Annotated in this window: 19 protein-coding genes and 5 tRNA genes; 7 read left to right on the top strand and 17 right to left on the bottom strand. The window is 70.2% G+C overall.

What is annotated here, in order from left to right; genetic code table 11:
- Positions 1–200 precede the first annotated feature (200 nt).
- Positions 201–434, top strand: a complete 234-nt coding sequence (locus ABT171_RS05815; RefSeq protein WP_003997603.1) for an Lrp/AsnC family transcriptional regulator — start codon at positions 201–203, stop codon at positions 432–434.
- Positions 435–454: 20 nt separating this feature from the next.
- Positions 455–973, top strand: a complete 519-nt coding sequence (locus tag ABT171_RS05810) for a DUF3515 domain-containing protein (RefSeq protein ID WP_351240194.1) — start codon at positions 455–457, stop codon at positions 971–973.
- Positions 974–983: 10 nt separating this feature from the next.
- Here the strand turns inward: ABT171_RS05810 and ABT171_RS05805 are convergent, their stop codons facing one another.
- The 3 genes from ABT171_RS05805 to ABT171_RS05795 form a co-directional block, all read right to left on the bottom strand.
- A complete protein-coding gene (locus tag ABT171_RS05805; RefSeq protein WP_351240192.1) occupies positions 984–2,141 on the bottom strand; it encodes a D-alanine--D-alanine ligase family protein in 1,158 nt (385 codons plus the stop codon).
- A gap of 104 nt (positions 2,142–2,245) precedes the next feature.
- Positions 2,246–3,256: an NAD(P)H-dependent glycerol-3-phosphate dehydrogenase gene (locus ABT171_RS05800; protein ID WP_351240190.1), complete on the bottom strand. Its 1,011-nt coding sequence runs from the start codon at positions 3,254–3,256 to the stop codon at positions 2,246–2,248.
- On the bottom strand, positions 3,253–4,023 hold the full coding sequence (locus tag ABT171_RS05795; protein ID WP_351240188.1) for a lysophospholipid acyltransferase family protein: 771 nt from the start codon (positions 4,021–4,023) through the stop codon (positions 3,253–3,255). Before ABT171_RS05795 ends, ABT171_RS05800 begins: the two co-directional genes overlap by 4 nt.
- Positions 4,024–4,176: 153 nt before the next feature.
- Here ABT171_RS05795 and cofC point away from each other — a divergent pair, with 153 nt between their 5' ends.
- Positions 4,177–4,815: a 2-phospho-L-lactate guanylyltransferase gene (gene cofC, locus ABT171_RS05790; protein WP_351240186.1), complete on the top strand. Its 639-nt coding sequence runs from the start codon at positions 4,177–4,179 to the stop codon at positions 4,813–4,815.
- A gap of 30 nt (positions 4,816–4,845) precedes the next feature.
- Complete coding sequence (locus tag ABT171_RS05785; protein WP_351240184.1) at positions 4,846–5,049, top strand: hypothetical protein; 204 nt, start codon at positions 4,846–4,848, stop codon at positions 5,047–5,049.
- A gap of 83 nt (positions 5,050–5,132) precedes the next feature.
- Here ABT171_RS05785 and ABT171_RS05780 read toward each other — a convergent pair whose 3' ends face one another.
- The 4 genes from ABT171_RS05780 to leuC all read right to left on the bottom strand — a co-directional run bounded on the left by ABT171_RS05780 (position 5,133) and on the right by leuC (position 8,457).
- Positions 5,133–5,786 (bottom strand): HU family DNA-binding protein, encoded by a 654-nt coding sequence (locus ABT171_RS05780; protein WP_351240182.1) that lies wholly within the window; start codon positions 5,784–5,786, stop codon positions 5,133–5,135.
- A gap of 135 nt (positions 5,787–5,921) precedes the next feature.
- On the bottom strand, positions 5,922–6,152 hold the full coding sequence (locus tag ABT171_RS05775; protein WP_351240180.1) for an SCO5555 family protein: 231 nt from the start codon (positions 6,150–6,152) through the stop codon (positions 5,922–5,924).
- Positions 6,153–6,426: 274 nt separating this feature from the next.
- Positions 6,427–7,020, bottom strand: coding sequence for a 3-isopropylmalate dehydratase small subunit (leuD, locus tag ABT171_RS05770; protein ID WP_351240178.1), 594 nt, complete (start codon positions 7,018–7,020; stop codon positions 6,427–6,429).
- 6 nt (positions 7,021–7,026) lie between these two features.
- Positions 7,027–8,457, bottom strand: coding sequence for a 3-isopropylmalate dehydratase large subunit (gene leuC / locus ABT171_RS05765; RefSeq protein WP_351240176.1), 1,431 nt, complete (start codon positions 8,455–8,457; stop codon positions 7,027–7,029).
- A gap of 196 nt (positions 8,458–8,653) precedes the next feature.
- On the opposite strand from leuC, the gene ndgR reads away from it, so the two are divergent.
- Positions 8,654–9,370 carry an IclR family transcriptional regulator NdgR gene (gene ndgR / locus ABT171_RS05760; RefSeq protein WP_023546516.1) on the top strand — a complete coding sequence of 239 codons (717 nt, stop codon included), beginning with the start codon at positions 8,654–8,656 and terminating at the stop codon, positions 9,368–9,370.
- A 448-nt stretch (positions 9,371–9,818) separates the two neighbouring features.
- On the opposite strand, the gene ABT171_RS05755 is transcribed toward ndgR, so the two are convergent.
- Positions 9,819–10,328: a DUF4188 domain-containing protein gene (locus ABT171_RS05755; protein WP_351240175.1), complete on the bottom strand. Its 510-nt coding sequence runs from the start codon at positions 10,326–10,328 to the stop codon at positions 9,819–9,821.
- An 83-nt stretch (positions 10,329–10,411) separates the two neighbouring features.
- On the opposite strand from ABT171_RS05755, the gene ABT171_RS05750 reads away from it, so the two are divergent.
- Positions 10,412–11,056, top strand: coding sequence for a MerR family transcriptional regulator (locus ABT171_RS05750; RefSeq protein WP_351240174.1), 645 nt, complete (start codon positions 10,412–10,414; stop codon positions 11,054–11,056).
- A 55-nt stretch (positions 11,057–11,111) separates the two neighbouring features.
- On the opposite strand, the gene ABT171_RS05745 is transcribed toward ABT171_RS05750, so the two are convergent.
- The 6 genes from ABT171_RS05745 to ABT171_RS05720 all read right to left on the bottom strand — a co-directional run bounded on the left by ABT171_RS05745 (position 11,112) and on the right by ABT171_RS05720 (position 12,396).
- A tRNA-Glu gene (locus ABT171_RS05745) sits at positions 11,112–11,184 on the bottom strand.
- 28 nt (positions 11,185–11,212) lie between these two features.
- Positions 11,213–11,284 (bottom strand) — tRNA-Gln (locus ABT171_RS05740).
- 21 nt (positions 11,285–11,305) lie between these two features.
- Positions 11,306–11,378, bottom strand: a tRNA-Glu gene (locus ABT171_RS05735).
- Between the two features lie 30 nt (positions 11,379–11,408).
- Positions 11,409–11,481 (bottom strand) — tRNA-Glu (locus tag ABT171_RS05730).
- A gap of 21 nt (positions 11,482–11,502) precedes the next feature.
- A tRNA-Gln gene (locus tag ABT171_RS05725) sits at positions 11,503–11,574 on the bottom strand.
- 90 nt (positions 11,575–11,664) lie between these two features.
- Positions 11,665–12,396 (bottom strand): HAD family hydrolase, encoded by a 732-nt coding sequence (locus ABT171_RS05720; RefSeq protein ID WP_351240172.1) that lies wholly within the window; start codon positions 12,394–12,396, stop codon positions 11,665–11,667.
- Positions 12,397–12,437: 41 nt separating this feature from the next.
- Here ABT171_RS05720 and ABT171_RS05715 point away from each other — a divergent pair, with 41 nt between their 5' ends.
- Positions 12,438–12,722: a type II toxin-antitoxin system RelE family toxin gene (locus tag ABT171_RS05715; protein ID WP_351240170.1), complete on the top strand. Its 285-nt coding sequence runs from the start codon at positions 12,438–12,440 to the stop codon at positions 12,720–12,722.
- 60 nt (positions 12,723–12,782) lie between these two features.
- On the opposite strand, the gene gltX is transcribed toward ABT171_RS05715, so the two are convergent.
- From gltX to ABT171_RS05700, 3 genes are all read right to left on the bottom strand, one after another.
- Positions 12,783–14,267 carry a glutamate--tRNA ligase gene (gene gltX / locus ABT171_RS05710; protein WP_351240168.1) on the bottom strand — a complete coding sequence of 495 codons (1,485 nt, stop codon included), beginning with the start codon at positions 14,265–14,267 and terminating at the stop codon, positions 12,783–12,785.
- Entirely contained in the window at positions 14,260–15,045 is a 786-nt protein-coding gene (locus ABT171_RS05705) for a fumarylacetoacetate hydrolase family protein (protein ID WP_351240166.1), read from the bottom strand. Before ABT171_RS05705 ends, gltX begins: the two co-directional genes overlap by 8 nt.
- 505 nt (positions 15,046–15,550) lie before the next feature.
- Positions 15,551–15,745, bottom strand: a complete 195-nt coding sequence (locus tag ABT171_RS05700) for a hypothetical protein (RefSeq protein ID WP_351240164.1) — start codon at positions 15,743–15,745, stop codon at positions 15,551–15,553.
- Between the last annotated feature and the right edge of the window lie 37 nt (positions 15,746–15,782).

Raw genomic sequence — 15,782 nt, 5'->3', positions numbered from 1 at the left:
TCAGTGTCCCCGATACGGTCGAGGTGACCGTCGACACGGTCGGAACGACCGTCGAAACGGTCAGGTGACCGTCAACTTCCGTCGTGCCTGCACCCTGGCGCGCAAGCCCGGTTCCCGCAGGTCTCCCCGCGGGGAGCGGCGACGCGATACCGTGGCGTTCCTTTTCCCCACATGATCCTCGTGGCCGCCTTGGAGGTTCCGTGGTACAGGCGTACATCCTGATCCAGACGGAGGTCGGCAAGGCGTCGACCGTCGCCGAGACGATCAGCAAGATCCCCGGAGTGATCCAGGCCGAGGACGTGACGGGACCGTACGACGTCATCGTGCGCGCCCAGGCCGACACGGTCGACGACCTCGGTCGCATGGTGGTCGCCAAGGTCCAGCAGGTGGACGGCATCACCCGCACCCTGACCTGTCCGGTCGTGCATCTGTAGCCCCCGTCTACCCTTGGCCGGTGAACATTTTCCGTCACCGGTCCCGCGGCCTGCTCGCGCCCGCGCTGCTGATCGCGGTCGCGGGCTGCTCATCGGCGGACGACGGCGCCGCGGTGGCGGTTCCCAGCCCCGACGCGAAGGCGGCGAAGGTGTGCCGGGAGCTGCACCGGGTGCTGCCGCGGAAGCTCGACGGACGGAACCGCAACGACCCCGAACCCCGGTCCGCCTACACGGCGGGCTGGGGAAACCCGGCGATCATACTGCGCTGCGGTGTCGTACGGCCGCCGAAGATGGTCGATCCCAAGGTGGCCGAGGGTGGTGACCCCGACGCCGTCGCGGGCGGGGTGAACGGCGTCGACTGGCTGATGGAGAAACAGGGCGACGGCACCTGGCGGTTCACCACGGCGAACCGCGTGGCCTATGTGCAGGTGAGCCTCCCCCGGGGGATGTCCGCGCAGGAGGAGGGCACGGCGGTCCTCACGGACCTCGCCCCGGCCGTCAAGAAGGCGATCCCCGAGGGGATCGCCTCCATGAGATGAGCGTGCGGGCTCAGCGCAGCCCGGTCGAGCGGCGCAGCGCGGCCTGCACCAGGCGGTCGATCAGCTCGGGGTAGCCGACGCCGCTGGCCTGCCACATCTGCGGGTACATCGAGATCGGTGTGAAGCCGGGCAGGGTGTTGACCTCGTTGATCACGAACTCGCCGTCCTCGGTGAGGAAGAAGTCCGCGCGGACCAGGCCCTCGCAGGAGACCGCCTCGAACGCCTGCACCGCGAGCTCCCGCACCTCGGCGGTCTGCTCCTCGGTGAGCGGCGCCGGGACGATACCGGGCGTGGAGTCGATGTACTTGGCCTCGAAGTCGTAGTACGCGTGCGCGTCCGGCGGCGGGATCTCGGCCGGCACGGAGGCGCGCGGCCCGTCCTCGAACTCCAGCACCCCGCACTCGATCTCGCGGCCCCGCACGGCGGCCTCGACGAGGATCTTCGGGTCGTGGGCCTGCGCGGTGGCGATCGCCTCGTCCAGCCCGGACAGGTCGTCGACCTTGGTGATGCCGATCGACGAACCCGCGCGCGCGGGCTTCACGAACAGCGGCCAGCCGTGCTCGCCGGCGAAGTCGACGATCTTCTTGCGGGCGGCGGACTCGTCCTGCCGCCACTCGCGGGGCCGGATCACCACGTACGGGCCGACCGCGAGCCCGTAGGAGGTGAAGATCCGCTTCATGTACTCCTTGTCCTGGCCGACGGCCGAGGCGAGCACACCGGCGCCCACGTACGGCACCCCGGACAGCTCCAGCAGGCCCTGGAGGGTGCCGTCCTCGCCGTAGGGGCCGTGGAGCACCGGGAAGACCACGTCGACCTCGCCGAGCGCCTTGGGCACCGAACCGGGCTCGCTGTAGACGACCTCGCGGTTGGCGGGGTCGACGGGGAGCACCACGCCGCCCTCGTGCGACTCCGCCAGCTCCTCCACGCTGGGAGTGCGGCGGTCGGTGATGGCCATCCGCTCCGGCTCGTCGGCCGTCAGCGCCCAACGGCCGTCCCGGGTGATGCCGATCGGCAGGACGTCGTACTTCGTCCGGTCGATGGCCTTGAGGACGGCGCCGGCCGTGACCACGGAGATCCCGTGTTCGGAGCTGCGCCCGCCGAACACGACGGCCACGCGCGGCTTGCGCGACGGCTGCTCAGGGCTCTGGGGAAGGTTCTCGGTGCTCATATCGCGTTGAGAGTACCCGTTGGTATCCGCCGAGTCAGCGCCCGCTGGGCCGCCGTGACCGAGCGTCCCCCCAACGGTCGCTCAGCGTCGCGCGTGCGGCCCGGTCAGCGCCTCTCGGGCTTGGCGCTGCGCCCCATCAGCTCCTTGAGGGCGACCACCGGCGGCTTGCCCTCGTGCACGATGTCCACGACCGTCTCGGTGATGGGCATCTCGACGCCGTGCCGGCGGGCCAGATCCGCCACCGACTCGCAGGACTTGACGCCCTCGGCGGTCTGCTTGGTGACCGCGATGGTCTCCTCCAGCGTCATGCCCTTGCCGAGGTTGGTGCCGAAGGTGTGGTTGCGGGACAGCGGCGAGGAGCAGGTGGCCACCAGGTCGCCGAGGCCCGCCAGTCCGGAGAAGGTCAGCGGGTCGGCGCCGAGCGCCATGCCGAGCCGGGTGGTCTCGGCGAGACCGCGGGTGATGAGCGAGCCCTTGGCGTTGTCGCCGAGCCCCATGCCGTCGGCGATGCCGACCGCGAGGCCGATGACGTTCTTGACCGCTCCGCCCAGTTCGCAGCCGACGACGTCGGTGTTGGTGTACGGCCGGAAGTACGGCGTGTGGCAGGCGGCCTGGAGGCGCTGGGCGACGGCCTCGTCGGTGCAGGCGACGACGGCCGCGGCGGGCATGCGGGCGGCGATCTCGCGGGCCAGGTTGGGCCCGGTGACGACCGCGATGCGGTCGGAGCCGACCTTGGCGACGTCGTCGATGACCTCGCTCATCCGCATGGTGGAGCCGAGTTCGACGCCCTTCATCAGGGAGACGAGCACGGTGTGCGGGGCGAGCAGCGGGGTCCACTCGGCGAGGTTGGCGCGCAGGGTCTGGGAGGGGATGGCGAGGACCGTGAAGTCCGCGTCGCGCAGGGCCTCGGCCGGATCCGAGGTCGCCGTGAGGTTCTCCGGGAGTTCGACGCCGGGCAGGTAGTCGGGGTTGGTCCGGGTGGAGTTGACCGCCTCGGCCAGCTCGGGGCGGCGCGCCCACAGGGTCACCTCGCAGCCCGCGTCGGCGAGGACCATACCGAAGGCGGTGCCCCATGAGCCGGTGCCCATGACCGCCGCCTTGACCGCCTTGCTCACTTGCCCTGCCCTTCCGGTTCCTTGCGCTGCGTCTGCGCCTGGGTGCGGCGTCGCTGTTCGATCCGCTCGCGGCGCGGGTCGTAGGGCGTCTGGGGCGCCTTCTCGCCGCGGATCTCCTCCAGCAGGCGGGTGATGGCCGCCATGATGACCTCGGTGGCCTCCTTCAGCAGGTCCGGGGTCATCTCCTTGTCGTAGAAGCGCGAGAGGTCCACGGGCGGGCCGGCCAGCACGTGATGGGTCTTGCGCGGGAAGAGGTCGGGCTTCTTGGCGTACGGCGGCAGCAGTTCGTTGACGCCCCACTGCGCGACCGGGACGACCGGGCACTTGGTCTGCAGGGCGACGCGGGCGGCACCCGTCTTGCCGGTCATGGGCCAGCCGTTCGGGTCGCGGGTGAGGGTGCCCTCGGGGTAGAAGGCGACGCACTCGCCGCGCTCCACGGCGTCGATCGCGGCGCGGAAGGCGCTGAGCGCGTCCGTGGACTCGCGGTAGACGGGGATCTGCCCGGTGCCCCGCATGGCGGCGCCGATGAATCCCTTCTTGAAAAGTCCGCTCTTCGCCAGGAATCGCGGAACCCGTCCGGTGTTGTACTGATAGTGCGCGTACGCGAAGGGGTCCACGTGGGAATTGTGGTTCACCACAGTGATAAATCCGCCCTCGGCCGGAATGTGCTCCATTCCACGCCAGTCCCGCTTGACCAGAACCACCAGCGGCGGTTTGCAGATCACCGCGGCGAAGCGGTACCAGAAGCCGATTCTGCGGCGGGGCACAAGGACACCTTCCTCTAGGGGCTGCCACCCCGGCGGGGGCCGCACAAGTGTCGCCCCGAGCCGCCGGTCTGTCGAGAACACCGTACGCCCCGAGGGGCCGCCCGCCCGATGGCCCAGGGACAATGATCGGGACAAGAGAGGGGCGGTACGCCGGTGCAGTGGACCTTGGTCATCCCCCTGAAGCCCCTGTCCCTGGCCAAGAGCAGGCTCTCGGACACCGCCGCCGGCGGGATGCGCCCGGGGCTGGCGCTCGCGTTCGCCCAGGACACGGTGGCCGCGGCGCTGACCTGTGCGGTGGTCGCGGATGTGGTGGTCGTCACGGACGACGGGCTGGCGGCGCGTGAGCTGGCGGCGCTGGGCGCGCGGATCGTGCCCGACGCGCCGGCGAACGGCCTGAACGCCGCGCTGGCACACGGCGCGGCCGTCGTACGCGAGATGCGTCCGCACACACCGGTCGCCGCCCTGAACGCCGATCTGCCGGCGTTGCGGCCGGCGGAACTGGGCCTTGTCCTGGACGCGGCGGCGGAGTTTCCGCGGGCGTTTCTCGCGGATGCGGCGCAGCTGGGCACGACGTTGCTGGCCGCGGGGCCGGACGGGGAATTGCAGCCCGAGTTCGGCATTGATTCCCGTTCCCGGCACCGGGCCTCCGGGGCGGAGGAACTCCGGCTCGCGGGGGTGGATTCGGTACGGCAGGACGTCGATACCGGGGACGATCTGCGGGCGGCGCTGGCATTGGGCGTGGGCCCGCACACGGCTGCGGTGTCGGCGGGGCTGCTGATCCCCGGTTCGTGAGGTGCGACCGCGAACATTAGGCTGGCCGCCATGCAAGCCACCGCATACACCTACGACGCCGAAACCCGAAGCGGGCAGGTACTGCTCGACGACGGCACCCCGGTCCCCTTCGACGCGTCGGCGTTCGACAGGGGCGGCCTGCGCCTCCTGCGCCCCGGTCAGCGTGTGCGGATCGAGACCGAGGGCCAGGGCGACGCCCTGCGCATCACCCTCGTAACCCTCCAAACCCTGTAACCGCCCTTACACACGCCGCGGGCCGGGCTCCCGAGGGAGTCCGGCCCGGCGCGTGAGTGCCCTGGCGTCGTGCCCTGGCGTCCTTACGACGTCGCCTTGCGGGCGGTGGCCTTCTTCGCGGTGGTCTTGCGCGCCGTCGACTTCTTGGCCGGGGCCTTCTTCGCGGTGACCTTCTTCGCCGGGGCCTTCTTCGCGGTGGCCTTCTTGGCGGTGGTCTTCTTCGCGGCGGTGGTCTTGGCGGTCGCCGTGGTCTTCTTGGCGGGCGCCTTCTTCGCCGTGGTCTTCTTCGCGGCGGCGGCCGTGGTCTTCTTCGCGGTCGTCTTCTTCGCCGTGGTCTTCTTCGCGGCGGCGGCCTTGGTGGTCTTCTTCGCGGCGGCCTTCTTGACCGTCGCCGCGGCGCCGCCGGTCAGGCTGCCCTTCGGCGCCTTCTTGACCGAGACCTCGCCCCCGCGCGGCAGCTTCTTCGAGCCGCTCACCAGGTCCTTGAAGCCCTGACCGGCGCGGAAGCGCGGCACGGAGGTCTTCTTGACCCGAACCCGCTCGCCCGTCTGAGGGTTGCGGGCGTAGCGGGCGGGGCGGTCCACCTTCTCGAAGGACCCGAAGCCGGTGACCGAGACCCGCTCGCCCGCGACGACCGCGCGGACGATGGCGTCCAGGACATGATCGACAGCGTCGGCGGCCTGCTGGCGGCCACCCACCTTGTCGGCAATCGCTTCTACGAGCTGCGCCTTGTTCACGTCTTCCCCTTCGGAGACATCGCCAGAACGAAAGTGTTCAAGCTTTTTCGCACGTTAGGCAGATATATACCGCAAATCAAACACGAAACGGGCTAATCACCCTTGTGCCGCAGCGGACTCGGTGGTCTCGGCCGTTCAGTGGTCCTCGTCGGGGATCCGACCCTCGTCGAGGTCCGTGTTGAACCGTTCGAGCCGCCTTGCCGCAGCGGCGAGATCGTGCTTGGCCGCGGCCGTAATGACCAGCAGCTTCCGGGTCAGCGCCATCCGTACGCCCTCCGGGACTTGCAGTGCGCGCACCCTTGCGTGCGCTTCTTTGAGTTGGTTCGCGACCGCCGTATAGAGCTGGAGTTGGCCGTCGTGTTCCATGCACAGATTGTGCCATCTGGGGCGAGTTGTCGCCTGCCCAGGGGGCAACTGCCGCCTCAAATGGCCTTCCAGGCACTTGCGGAGGACGCGGTCCCGGCACTCACGTACCCCTGCAACACCCTTCGTAACGTGGGAAGTTGAGAGCGGAGCAAGAAGCGTGCGGGACGGTTCGGGCCCGGACATGGCCGTACCCCCGATCGTGGCGATCGGGGGTACGGAGGGGGTGTTGGGGTGGCCGGATCTCGACCGCTCGGGCCCGGTGGACCGGAGTGGATCAGACCTGGAGCGTCCTCGGCTTGTACGACGGCCGCTTGGCCTCGTACGCGGCGATGTCGGCCTCGTTCTGCAGCGTGATGGAGATGTCGTCCAGGCCGTTCAGCAGCCGCCAGCGGGAGTTCTCGTCCAGCTCGAAGGAGGCGGTGATGCCCTCGGCGCGCACCTCACGCGCCTCAAGGTCCACAGTGACCTCAGCAGTGGGGTCCTGTTCCGTCAGTTCCCACAGCGCGTCCACGATCTTCTGCTCCAGGACGACCGTGAGCAGGCCGTTCTTCAGCGAGTTGCCCCGGAAGATGTCCGCGAAACGGGAGGAGATCACGGCCTTGAAGCCGTAGTTCTGCAGCGCCCAGACGGCGTGCTCGCGGGAGGAGCCGGTGCCGAAGTCGGGGCCGGCGACCAGCACGGTGGCACCCTGCCGCTCGGGGCGGTTGAGGACGAACTCCGGGTCCTTGCGCCAGGCCTCGAACAGCCCGTCCTCGAAGCCGTCCCGGGTCACCTTCTTGAGCCAGTGAGCAGGGATGATCTGGTCGGTGTCGACGTTGCTGCGGCGCAGCGGGACGGCCCGGCCGGTGTGGGTGGTGAATGCTTCCATGAGTGATCAGACTCCAGCGGGCGTACGGGTTGCGGCGTCGGACAGGTCGGCGGGCGAGGCCAGGTGGCCCAGGACCGCGGTCGCCGCCGCGACCTGCGGCGACACCAGGTGCGTACGGCCGCCCTTGCCCTGCCGGCCCTCGAAGTTGCGGTTGGAGGTGGACGCGGAGCGCTCACCCGGGGCCAGCTGGTCGGGGTTCATGCCGAGGCACATCGAGCAGCCCGCGTGCCGCCATTCGGCGCCGGCCTCCTTGAAGACCACGTCCAGGCCCTCGGAGACGGCCTGCAGACCCACCCGCGCGGAGCCCGGGACGACCAGCATCCGTACGCCGTCGGCGACTTTGCGGCCCCGCAGCAGGTCCGCGGCGGCGCGCAGGTCCTCGATGCGGCCGTTGGTGCAGGAGCCTACGAAGACGGTGTCCACCTTGATGGAGCGCAGCGGCTGGCCGGCCTCCAACCCCATGTATTCCAGGGCCTTTTCGGCGGCGAGGCGCTCCGAAGCGTCTTCGTACGAAGCCGGGTCGGGGACGTTCGCCGAAAGCGGCGCGCCCTGGCCGGGGTTGGTGCCCCAGGTGACGAACGGGGACAGCTCGTCGGCGTTGATCACGACCTCGGCGTCGAACTCGGCGTCGTCGTCGGTGCGCAGCGTCTTCCAGTACGCGACGGCCGCGTCCCAGTCGGCGCCCTCGGGGGCGTGCGGACGGCCCTTGAGGTACGCGAAGGTGGTCTCGTCGGGGGCGATCATGCCCGCGCGGGCGCCGGCCTCGATCGACATGTTGCAGATGGTCATCCGGGCCTCCATCGAGAGCTTCTCGATGGCGGAGCCGCGGTACTCCAGGATGTAGCCCTGGCCGCCGCCCGTACCGATCTTCGCGATGATCGCCAGGATCAGGTCCTTGGCCGTGACGCCCTCGGGCAGCTCGCCCTCGACCGTGATCGCCATGGTCTTGGGGCGGGCCAGCGGCAGCGTCTGGGTGGCCAGCACGTGCTCGACCTGGGAGGTGCCGATACCGAAGGCCAGCGCGCCGAACGCGCCGTGCGTGGAGGTGTGGGAGTCGCCGCAGACCACGGTCGTACCGGGCTGGGTCAGGCCCAGCTGCGGGCCGACGACGTGCACGACGCCCTGCTCGACGTCGCCCAGCGGGTGCAGCCGCACCCCGAACTCGGCGCAGTTCTTGCGCAGCGTCTCCAGCTGGGCGCGGGAGACGGGGTCCGCGATGGGCTTGTCGATGTCGAGGGTGGGGGTGTTGTGGTCCTCGGTGGCGATGGTGAGGTCGAGGCGGCGCACCGGGCGGCCGTTCTGGCGCAGCCCGTCGAAGGCCTGCGGGCTGGTCACCTCGTGCAGCAGGTGCAGATCGATGAAGAGGAGGTCGGGCTCGCCCTCGGCGCGCCGGACGACGTGGTCGTCCCAGACCTTCTCCGCGAGTGTCCTACCCATCGCTTTCCCTCCGGCCGGCAAAGGTCCACCGGCCCAACTAGAGATCTTGAGGAAGCGGCCGCCGCACCCTGATGTCGTGATTCCGGGCGTCCACCGCCAGGCCCGTTGGTCTGCGGGCCGCTGTGTGATTCCAGGGTGGCGCGTTCCACGGAAAATTGAACTTGCGTTTCACAGAGTGAGACGTGAGTATCGTTGCATGGACAACAGTAGCGGCGTCGGCGTTCTGGACAAGGCGGCCCTCGTCCTGAGCGCTCTGGAGTCCGGTCCGGCCACCCTCGCGGGTCTGGTCGGGGCCACCGGACTGGCACGACCCACGGCTCACCGCCTGGCCGTGGCTTTGGAACACCACCGCATGGTGGCACGCGACATGCAGGGCCGTTTCATCCTCGGCCCGCGCCTCGCGGAGCTCGCCGCGGCGGCGGGCGAGGACCGCCTGCTCGCGACGGCGGGCCCCGTGCTCACCCACCTCCGCGACGTCACCGGCGAGAGCGCGCAGCTCTACCGGCGCCAGGGTGACATGCGCATCTGTGTGGCCGCGGCGGAGCGCCTGTCCGGCCTGCGGGACACCGTCCCGGTCGGCTCCACGCTCACGATGAAGGCCGGCTCCTCGGCGCAGATCCTGCTGGCCTGGGAGGAGCCCGAGCGCCTGCACCGCGGCCTGCAGGGCGCCCGCTTCACGGCGACGGCCCTGTCGGGCGTACGGCGGCGCGGCTGGGCCCAGTCCATCGGCGAGCGGGAGCCGGGCGTCGCGTCCGTCTCCGCGCCCGTACGCGGCCCCTCCAACCGCGTCGTGGCCGCCGTCTCGGTCTCCGGCCCCATCGAGCGCCTGACGCGCCACCCGGGCCGCATGCACGCCCAGGCGGTCATCGACGCGGCGGCCCGCCTGTCCGAGGCCCTGCGCCGCTCAGGCTGAGCCGGCACCGCACGGAAACACGGGGAGGGCCCGCCCCAACGCCGCGGCAGGCCCTCCCCGCTCCCCCGACCCTCTCGGCCGCCGGAGCGCGCTGCGAGCGGCACGAGAACCGGCCCTTCGCGTACCGGCCCCGCGCGATCTGCCCGTACGCAGCGACCCGCCTGCCCGAGACCCCCGCGCCACCCAGGCCGAGCCGGCCCGCGCGGAAGCGCCGAGGAGGGCCCGCCCCAACGCCGGGCAGGCCCTCCCCGCTCCCCCATCCCCCGACCCTCTCGGCCGCCGGAGCGCGCTGCGAGCGGTACGAGAACCGGCCCTTCGCGTACCGGCCCCGCGCGATCTGCCCGTACGCGGCGACCCGCCTGCCCGAGACCCCCGCACCGCTGCGGAAGCGCCGAGGGGGCCTGCCCAAGGCCGCGGCAGGCCCCCTCGCTCCCCCGAGCCCCCCGGTTCAGCCGGTCTTCTCGGCCACCGGCTGCTGCTGGGACCGGTGGGCGAACCGGTCCTTCGCGTACCGCCCCCGCTTCTCCAGCGGGATCTGTCCGTGCGCGGCGGCCAGCCCGAACGCGGGCATGTCGCCGTAGATCGCCTCGTACGAGCCCTCCGGCACGACATACGTCTCGTGCCAGATCCCGACCTGCCCGCGCAGCTTCCCGGTCCGCTCCTTGCGGTTGAGCTTCGCCCAGGCCTTGTGGTGGAACGCGTCCGGCGCGGTCGCGTAGGCGTACAGCTTCTCCTTGGACTCCCAGTACTGAACGACGTAGTACGTGCGCGGAGAAGCCGTCAGCATGACACGGCTGCGCAGGCCCCGCGCCGGGTCCTTCTCCAGCTCGCGCAGCATGCGGAACATCGCGAGCATCACCGGCAGCCACAGATGGACCGCCCGGAAGCGGTTGATGCGCATGCCGATCAGCAGGACGACGACGTCGCCCTTCGCGTCGGCGGTCGTACGGGACACCATGACCACGTCCCCCTCGTTGGTGAGCGGCGCTATCCGAGTACCGATGGTTGGATAGTGCCGGTATCCGAGAAGGAGCGCAAGACATGCGGCTCGCCGAACTGAGCAGACGCAGCGGTGTGTCCGCCGCGACGATCAAGTACTACCTGCGCGAAGGGCTGTTGCCGCCGGGCCGCCAGATCAACGCCACGACGGCCGAGTACGGCGACGAGCACCTGCGCCGGCTGCGGCTGGTGCGCGCGATGATCCAGGTCGGCAAGGTCCCCGTGGCCACGGTCCGGGAAGTGCTGCGGCACGTCGACGACCACGCCCTGGGCCGCACCATCCGGCTGGGCGCGGCCCTGTGGGCGCTGCCGCAGGTGCCGGAGCCCGACGAGGAGGACGCCTTCGTGCAGGCGGCGCACCGGGAGGTGGACGAGCTGCTGGAGCGGCTGGGCTGGTCCAACGCGAAACTGCTGACGACGATCTCGCCCTCGTACCGCTCGCTGGTGGTGGCGGTGGCCGCGTTCCGCCGCCTCGGATACGAGTGGGGCTTCGAACTGCTCGCGTCCTACGGCAGGTTGATGCACGACGTGGCCAAACTCGACCTGGACTTCGTCGAGACGCATCCGTCGGAGGCGGAGAAGGTGGAGACGGCGGTGCTCGGCTCGGTGCTGACCGAGCCGATGCTGCAGGCCCTGCGCCGGCTGGCCCAGGAGGAGGAGTCGGCGCGCCGCTACGGCTTCGAGTGACCGGCGCCGGGTACGGCGAAGGCCCCCCACCGAGGTGGAGGGCCTTCCCTGTGCGTACCCCCGACCGGATTCGAACCGGCGCTACCGCCTTGAGAGGGCGGCGTGCTAGGCCGCTACACAACGGGGGCGTGGACTCTGCGTTTCCGCAGGTCCGAGCTGGTCTACCTGGACTCGAACCAAGACTAACTGAACCAGAATCAGTCGTGCTGCCAATTACACCATAGACCAATGATGGTTTAGACCAGTCAGTACCCCCGACCGGATTCGAACCGGCGCTACCGCCTTGAGAGGGCGGCGTGCTAGGCCGCTACACAACGGGGGCCCTAGCGATCCCGATCTGGATCAGGATCAGTACCCCCGACCGGATTCGAACCGGCGCTACTGCCTTGAGAGGGCAGCGTGCTAGGCCGCTACACAACGGGGGCTTTGCAGATAAGCTCTGCGAGCTGGCCTACCTGGACTCGAACCAAGACTAACTGAACCAGAATCAGTCGTGCTGCCAATTACACCATAGGCCACTGGAACTCAAGCCCCTGCGGGGTTCTCGTTCTAGCTTGCTCCGTGGGGCTCCGGCCTTCCGGCCCGCTCCCCTCGGCGCAGGAAGAACATTACCCGAAGGTGGACGGGGCTCCAAAACGGGTATCCGCGCGGACGAGCGCCGGGAGTTCGGCGAGGGTCGAGATCCGGTGCACGACGACGTCCCCGGCGGCCGCTGCGGACGCCGTCCCGCGGTCGATCCACACCGACAGCAGCCCCGCCTCGGCGGCGCCCCGCCCGTCGATCTCCGGGTGGTCGCCGACGTACGCCACCTGGTGCGGAGGCAGCCGCAGCGCCTCGCAGGCCGCCAGGAAGGCACCGGGCTCCGGCTTGGAGACGCCCAGCTCGGCGGCGCACAGCACGGCCTCGAAGCGGTCGAGGAGGCCGAGGGTGCGCAGCTTGTGCTCCTGGACCGTGATGCTGGAGTTGGACAGCACCGCGTGCCGGTGGCTGGCGGAGAGCGCCTCCAGGGCGGGCAGGACGTCCGGGAAGAGGCTCCAGGCGGCCTCGTAGTGCCCTATGTACCGCTGGAACCAGGCGTCGGCCTCGGCGTCGGTCATCTCGGCGCCCAGGAAGATCCGTACGCGGTCGCGCCGCTGGTCCTCGAAGGTGGCCTCCCCGGCCGAGAACCGCGCCCACTGCGCGTCGGTGATCTCCCGCCACCGGGCGAGGGCCTGTTCGGGGCTGTCGTAGCCCGCGAGCAGCCCTTCCACCACGAGGTGCGCCCGCATGCCCTCACGGTCCGCGGTCGTGTAGTCGAAGAGGGTGTCGTCCACGTCCCAGACCACGGCTCTGATCGTCATGACACCGACGGTACCGCCGAACGGCTGGCACACTGAGGGCCATGAGCGAGTACCGCGTCCAGTTCACCGTCGAGGCCCGTGCGACGTACGACGCCCTGCCCGCAGAGCGCCGGACGCAGTTGGACAGGGCCGTGCGGATCCTGGCCCGTGACCCGTTCCGGAAGACCTCGACCGCGCCCCTGGGGCCGGACGACAACCTCCGCAAGGCCTATGTCGCCCCCGGTGTGGTGCTGGAGTACATGGTGGCCGGCGCGATCATGGTCGTCGTCGTGCTGGAGATCTTCGACGAGAGCGCCTACCTGATCGACGAACCCGACGCCCAGTGACCAACGCGACAGGGGCGGCACCCGGAACACTCCGGATGCCGCCCCTGACGCATGTGCCGGCTAGGCGCTCAGCTTCGCCAGCGCAGCGTCGATCCTGGCCAGCGTCTTCTCCTTGCCCAGGATCTCCAGGGACTCGAAGAGCGGCAGGCCGACGGTGCGGCCGGTGACGGCGACGCGGACCGGGGCCTGGGCCTTGCCGAGCTTGAGGCCGTGGGCCTCACCGGCGGCCAGGACGGCCTCCTTGAGGGACTCGGCCGACGTCCAGTCGGCGGACTCCAGCTTCTCGCGGGCGGTGCGGAGCAGGGCGTCGCTGCCCTCCTTCATCGCCTTCGTCCACGAGGCCTCGTCGAAGACCGGCTCGGCGAGGAAGAGGAAGTCGACATTGTCGGTGATCTCCGACAGGACCTTCAGGCGGGTCTGCGCGTGCGGGGCGATGGCCTCCCACTTGGCCGCGTCGAAGTCCTCCGGCGCCCACGGGGCGAACGGGGCCTTCAGCCAGGGTGCGCAGCGCTCGGTGAACTCCTTCACATCCAGCATGCGGATGTGGTCGCCGTTGATCGCCTCGCACTTCTTCAGGTCGAAGCGCGCCGGGTTGGGGTTGACGTCGGAGATGTCGAAGGCCGCGACCATCTCGTCGATCGTGAAGATGTCCTGGTCCGCGGAGAGCGACCAGCCCAGCAGGGAGAGGTAGTTGAGCAGGCCCTCGGGCAGGAAGCCCTGCTCGCGGTAGAGGTTGAGGGACGACTGCGGGTCGCGCTTGGAGAGCTTCTTGTTGCCCTCGCCCATGACATAGGGGAGGTGGCCGAACCGCGGGATCTCCTTGGCGATGCCCAGTTCGATCAGCGCCTTGTAGAGCGCGATCTGGCGCGGGGTGGAGGAGAGCAGGTCCTCGCCGCGCAGCACGTGGGTGATCTCCATCAGCGCGTCGTCGACCGGGTTGACCAGCGTGTACAGCGGGGCGCCGTTCGCCCGGACGATGCCGTAGTCCGGCACGTTCTCGGGCGTGAAGGTCAGCTCGCCGCGGACCAGGTCGGTGAAGGTGATCGTCTCGTCCGGCATGCGGAAGCGGACGATCGGGGTGCGGCCCTGGGCCTTGTACTCCTCGACCTGCTCGGCGCTCAGGTCGCGGCAGTGGCCGTCGTAGCCGGAGGGCTTGCCGGCGGCGCGGGCGGCCTCGCGGCGGGTGTCCAGCTCCTCCTGGGAGCAGTAGCAGCGGTAGGCGTGGCCGCCGTCCAGCAGCTTCTGGGCGACGTCGGCGTAGATGTCCATGCGCTGCGACTGGCGGTACGGCGCGTGCGGGCCGCCGACCTCGGGGCCCTCGTCCCAGTCGAAGCCGAGCCAGCGCATCGCGTCGAGCAGCTGGGTGTACGACTCCTCGGAGTCGCGGGCCGCGTCGGTGTCCTCGATGCGGAAGACCAGGGTGCCCTGGTGGTGCCGGGCGAACGCCCAGTTGAACAGGGCGGTGCGGACCAGGCCCACGTGCGGGTTACCGGTGGGCGAGGGGCAGAAACGGACGCGTACGGGGGAGCCGGGTGCGCTAGCCACGCTTGACAACCTTGTTGGTGAGAGTGCCGATGCCTTCGATGGTGACGGCGACCTCGTCGCCGACGTTCAGGGGGCCGACCCCTGCCGGGGTGCCCGTGAGGATGACGTCGCCGGGGAGCAGGGTCATGGCCTCGGAGATGTTGACGACCAGGTCCTCGATGGGGTGGATCATCTCGCTGGTACGGCCCAGCTGGCGCTGCTGGCCGTTGACCGTGAGCTGGATGGTCAGGTCGTTCGCCCGCTCCAGGTCCAGGTCCGTCTCCACCCAGGGGCCGAGCGGGCAGGAGCTGTCGAAGCCCTTGGCCCGGGCCCACTGCTTCTCGCGGCGCTGGACGTCACGGGCGGTGATGTCGTTGGCGCACGTGTAGCCGAAGATCACGTCCTTGACGCGCTCGCGCGGCACCTCGCGGCACATGCGGCCGATGACGACGGCCAGCTCGGCCTCGTGGTGCAGTTCCTTGGAGAACGGCGGGTACTGGATGTCGTCGCCGGGCCCGATCACCGACGTGGACGGCTTGAAGAAGGCGAAGGGGGCGTCCGGCACCTCGTTGCCCAGCTCGCGCGCGTGCTCGCCGTAGTTGCGGCCGAACGCCACGACCTTGTTGGGGAGGACCGGGGGGAGCAGCCTGACCTTGTTCAGCGGCACCTTCGTACCGGACAGCTCATGGTCCGCGAACGGGATGCCCTTGATGATGTCGAGGACGAGTTCGTCCTGCTTGTCACCCTCGACCGCGCCGAAGGCGACGTTCCCGTCGATGGAGAACCTGGCGATGCGCACGGGATCCTTGCGCCCCTCACTGAGAACCGGCGTACTGACGCCTCAGGTTAACCGGTCGGGCGGCCCGGCGTTCGGCCGGTGCGGTGTGGCGGCCCGCATTTCCGGTACGGGAGGTACGGGAATGGGGCGGGCCGGAATTCCGCGCCGGCGGCTGCGGCGCACGCGGAATTCGGAACGAGGGGTGAAACGCGCGGTCGTTTCCGCCGCGGGCGCAGGCACAGGCGCGGAGGCGCCGGGGTCCGCGCACGGGCCGGCCCCCGGCCGTACGGCGCGGGGACCGGCGAGGGGAGAGCATCCTCCCGTGTCGTGCGGGCGGCTCCGCCGGGGCGCCGGAAATCCGGGCCGCCGGTGCCACCGGTGGATATCCGGTGAGAGCGGTGCCGATATCGGCTGTCGTGGCCGGGTGCACCCGGGGCCGAGACCAGGGAAAGGCGCCCTACGCGAATAGGGGCCCGTAATTCAGCGAAAAGGCGAGCCGGCCGGCCGGAGCGGGGAGTCCGGTCGGCTACTCTCCGGCCGGGGCCGCCGCGCCGACGGGAACGTCCACCAGGACGGTGCGCCGCGGGTTGGCGGTCTGGGCGGGGAGGTCGACGGAGTGCTCCGGCAGCTCGGGCGTCTGCAGGTCGCCGGTGTCCTTGAGATGCGCCAGGGTGGTGCGTCGCGGGTTGGCGATCTTGTGGAACATCATCGTCGTCTTCACGGTTCTACGAGTCCTAGTCCTGGGCAGCAGAGTCGCT

Source organism: Streptomyces sp. NPDC001851 (assembly GCF_040297165.1).
Lineage (GTDB): Bacteria > Actinomycetota > Actinomycetes > Streptomycetales > Streptomycetaceae > Streptomyces.
The sequence above is the reverse complement of the archived record's forward strand: the minus strand, read 5'-3'. Positions and strand labels throughout refer to the sequence as shown.

Excerpts from the sequence above, each read along its gene's own strand:
- ABT171_RS05805 (WP_351240192.1), bottom strand. The coding sequence starts at position 2,141 with ATGAGCACCGAGAACCTTCCCCAGAGCCCTGAGCAGCCGTCGCGCAAG.
- ABT171_RS05785 (WP_351240184.1), top strand. The coding sequence starts at position 4,846 with ATGCAAGCCACCGCATACACCTACGACGCCGAAACCCGAAGCGGGCAG.
- ABT171_RS05775 (WP_351240180.1), bottom strand. The coding sequence starts at position 6,152 with ATGGAACACGACGGCCAACTCCAGCTCTATACGGCGGTCGCGAACCAA.
- leuD (WP_351240178.1), bottom strand. The coding sequence starts at position 7,020 with ATGGAAGCATTCACCACCCACACCGGCCGGGCCGTCCCGCTGCGCCGC.
- leuC (WP_351240176.1), bottom strand. The coding sequence starts at position 8,457 with ATGGGTAGGACACTCGCGGAGAAGGTCTGGGACGACCACGTCGTCCGG.
- ndgR (WP_023546516.1), top strand. The coding sequence starts at position 8,654 with ATGGACAACAGTAGCGGCGTCGGCGTTCTGGACAAGGCGGCCCTCGTC.
- ABT171_RS05755 (WP_351240175.1), bottom strand. The coding sequence starts at position 10,328 with ATGGTGTCCCGTACGACCGCCGACGCGAAGGGCGACGTCGTCGTCCTG.
- ABT171_RS05750 (WP_351240174.1), top strand. The coding sequence starts at position 10,412 with ATGCGGCTCGCCGAACTGAGCAGACGCAGCGGTGTGTCCGCCGCGACG.
- ABT171_RS05720 (WP_351240172.1), bottom strand. The coding sequence starts at position 12,396 with ATGACGATCAGAGCCGTGGTCTGGGACGTGGACGACACCCTCTTCGAC.
- ABT171_RS05715 (WP_351240170.1), top strand. The coding sequence starts at position 12,438 with ATGAGCGAGTACCGCGTCCAGTTCACCGTCGAGGCCCGTGCGACGTAC.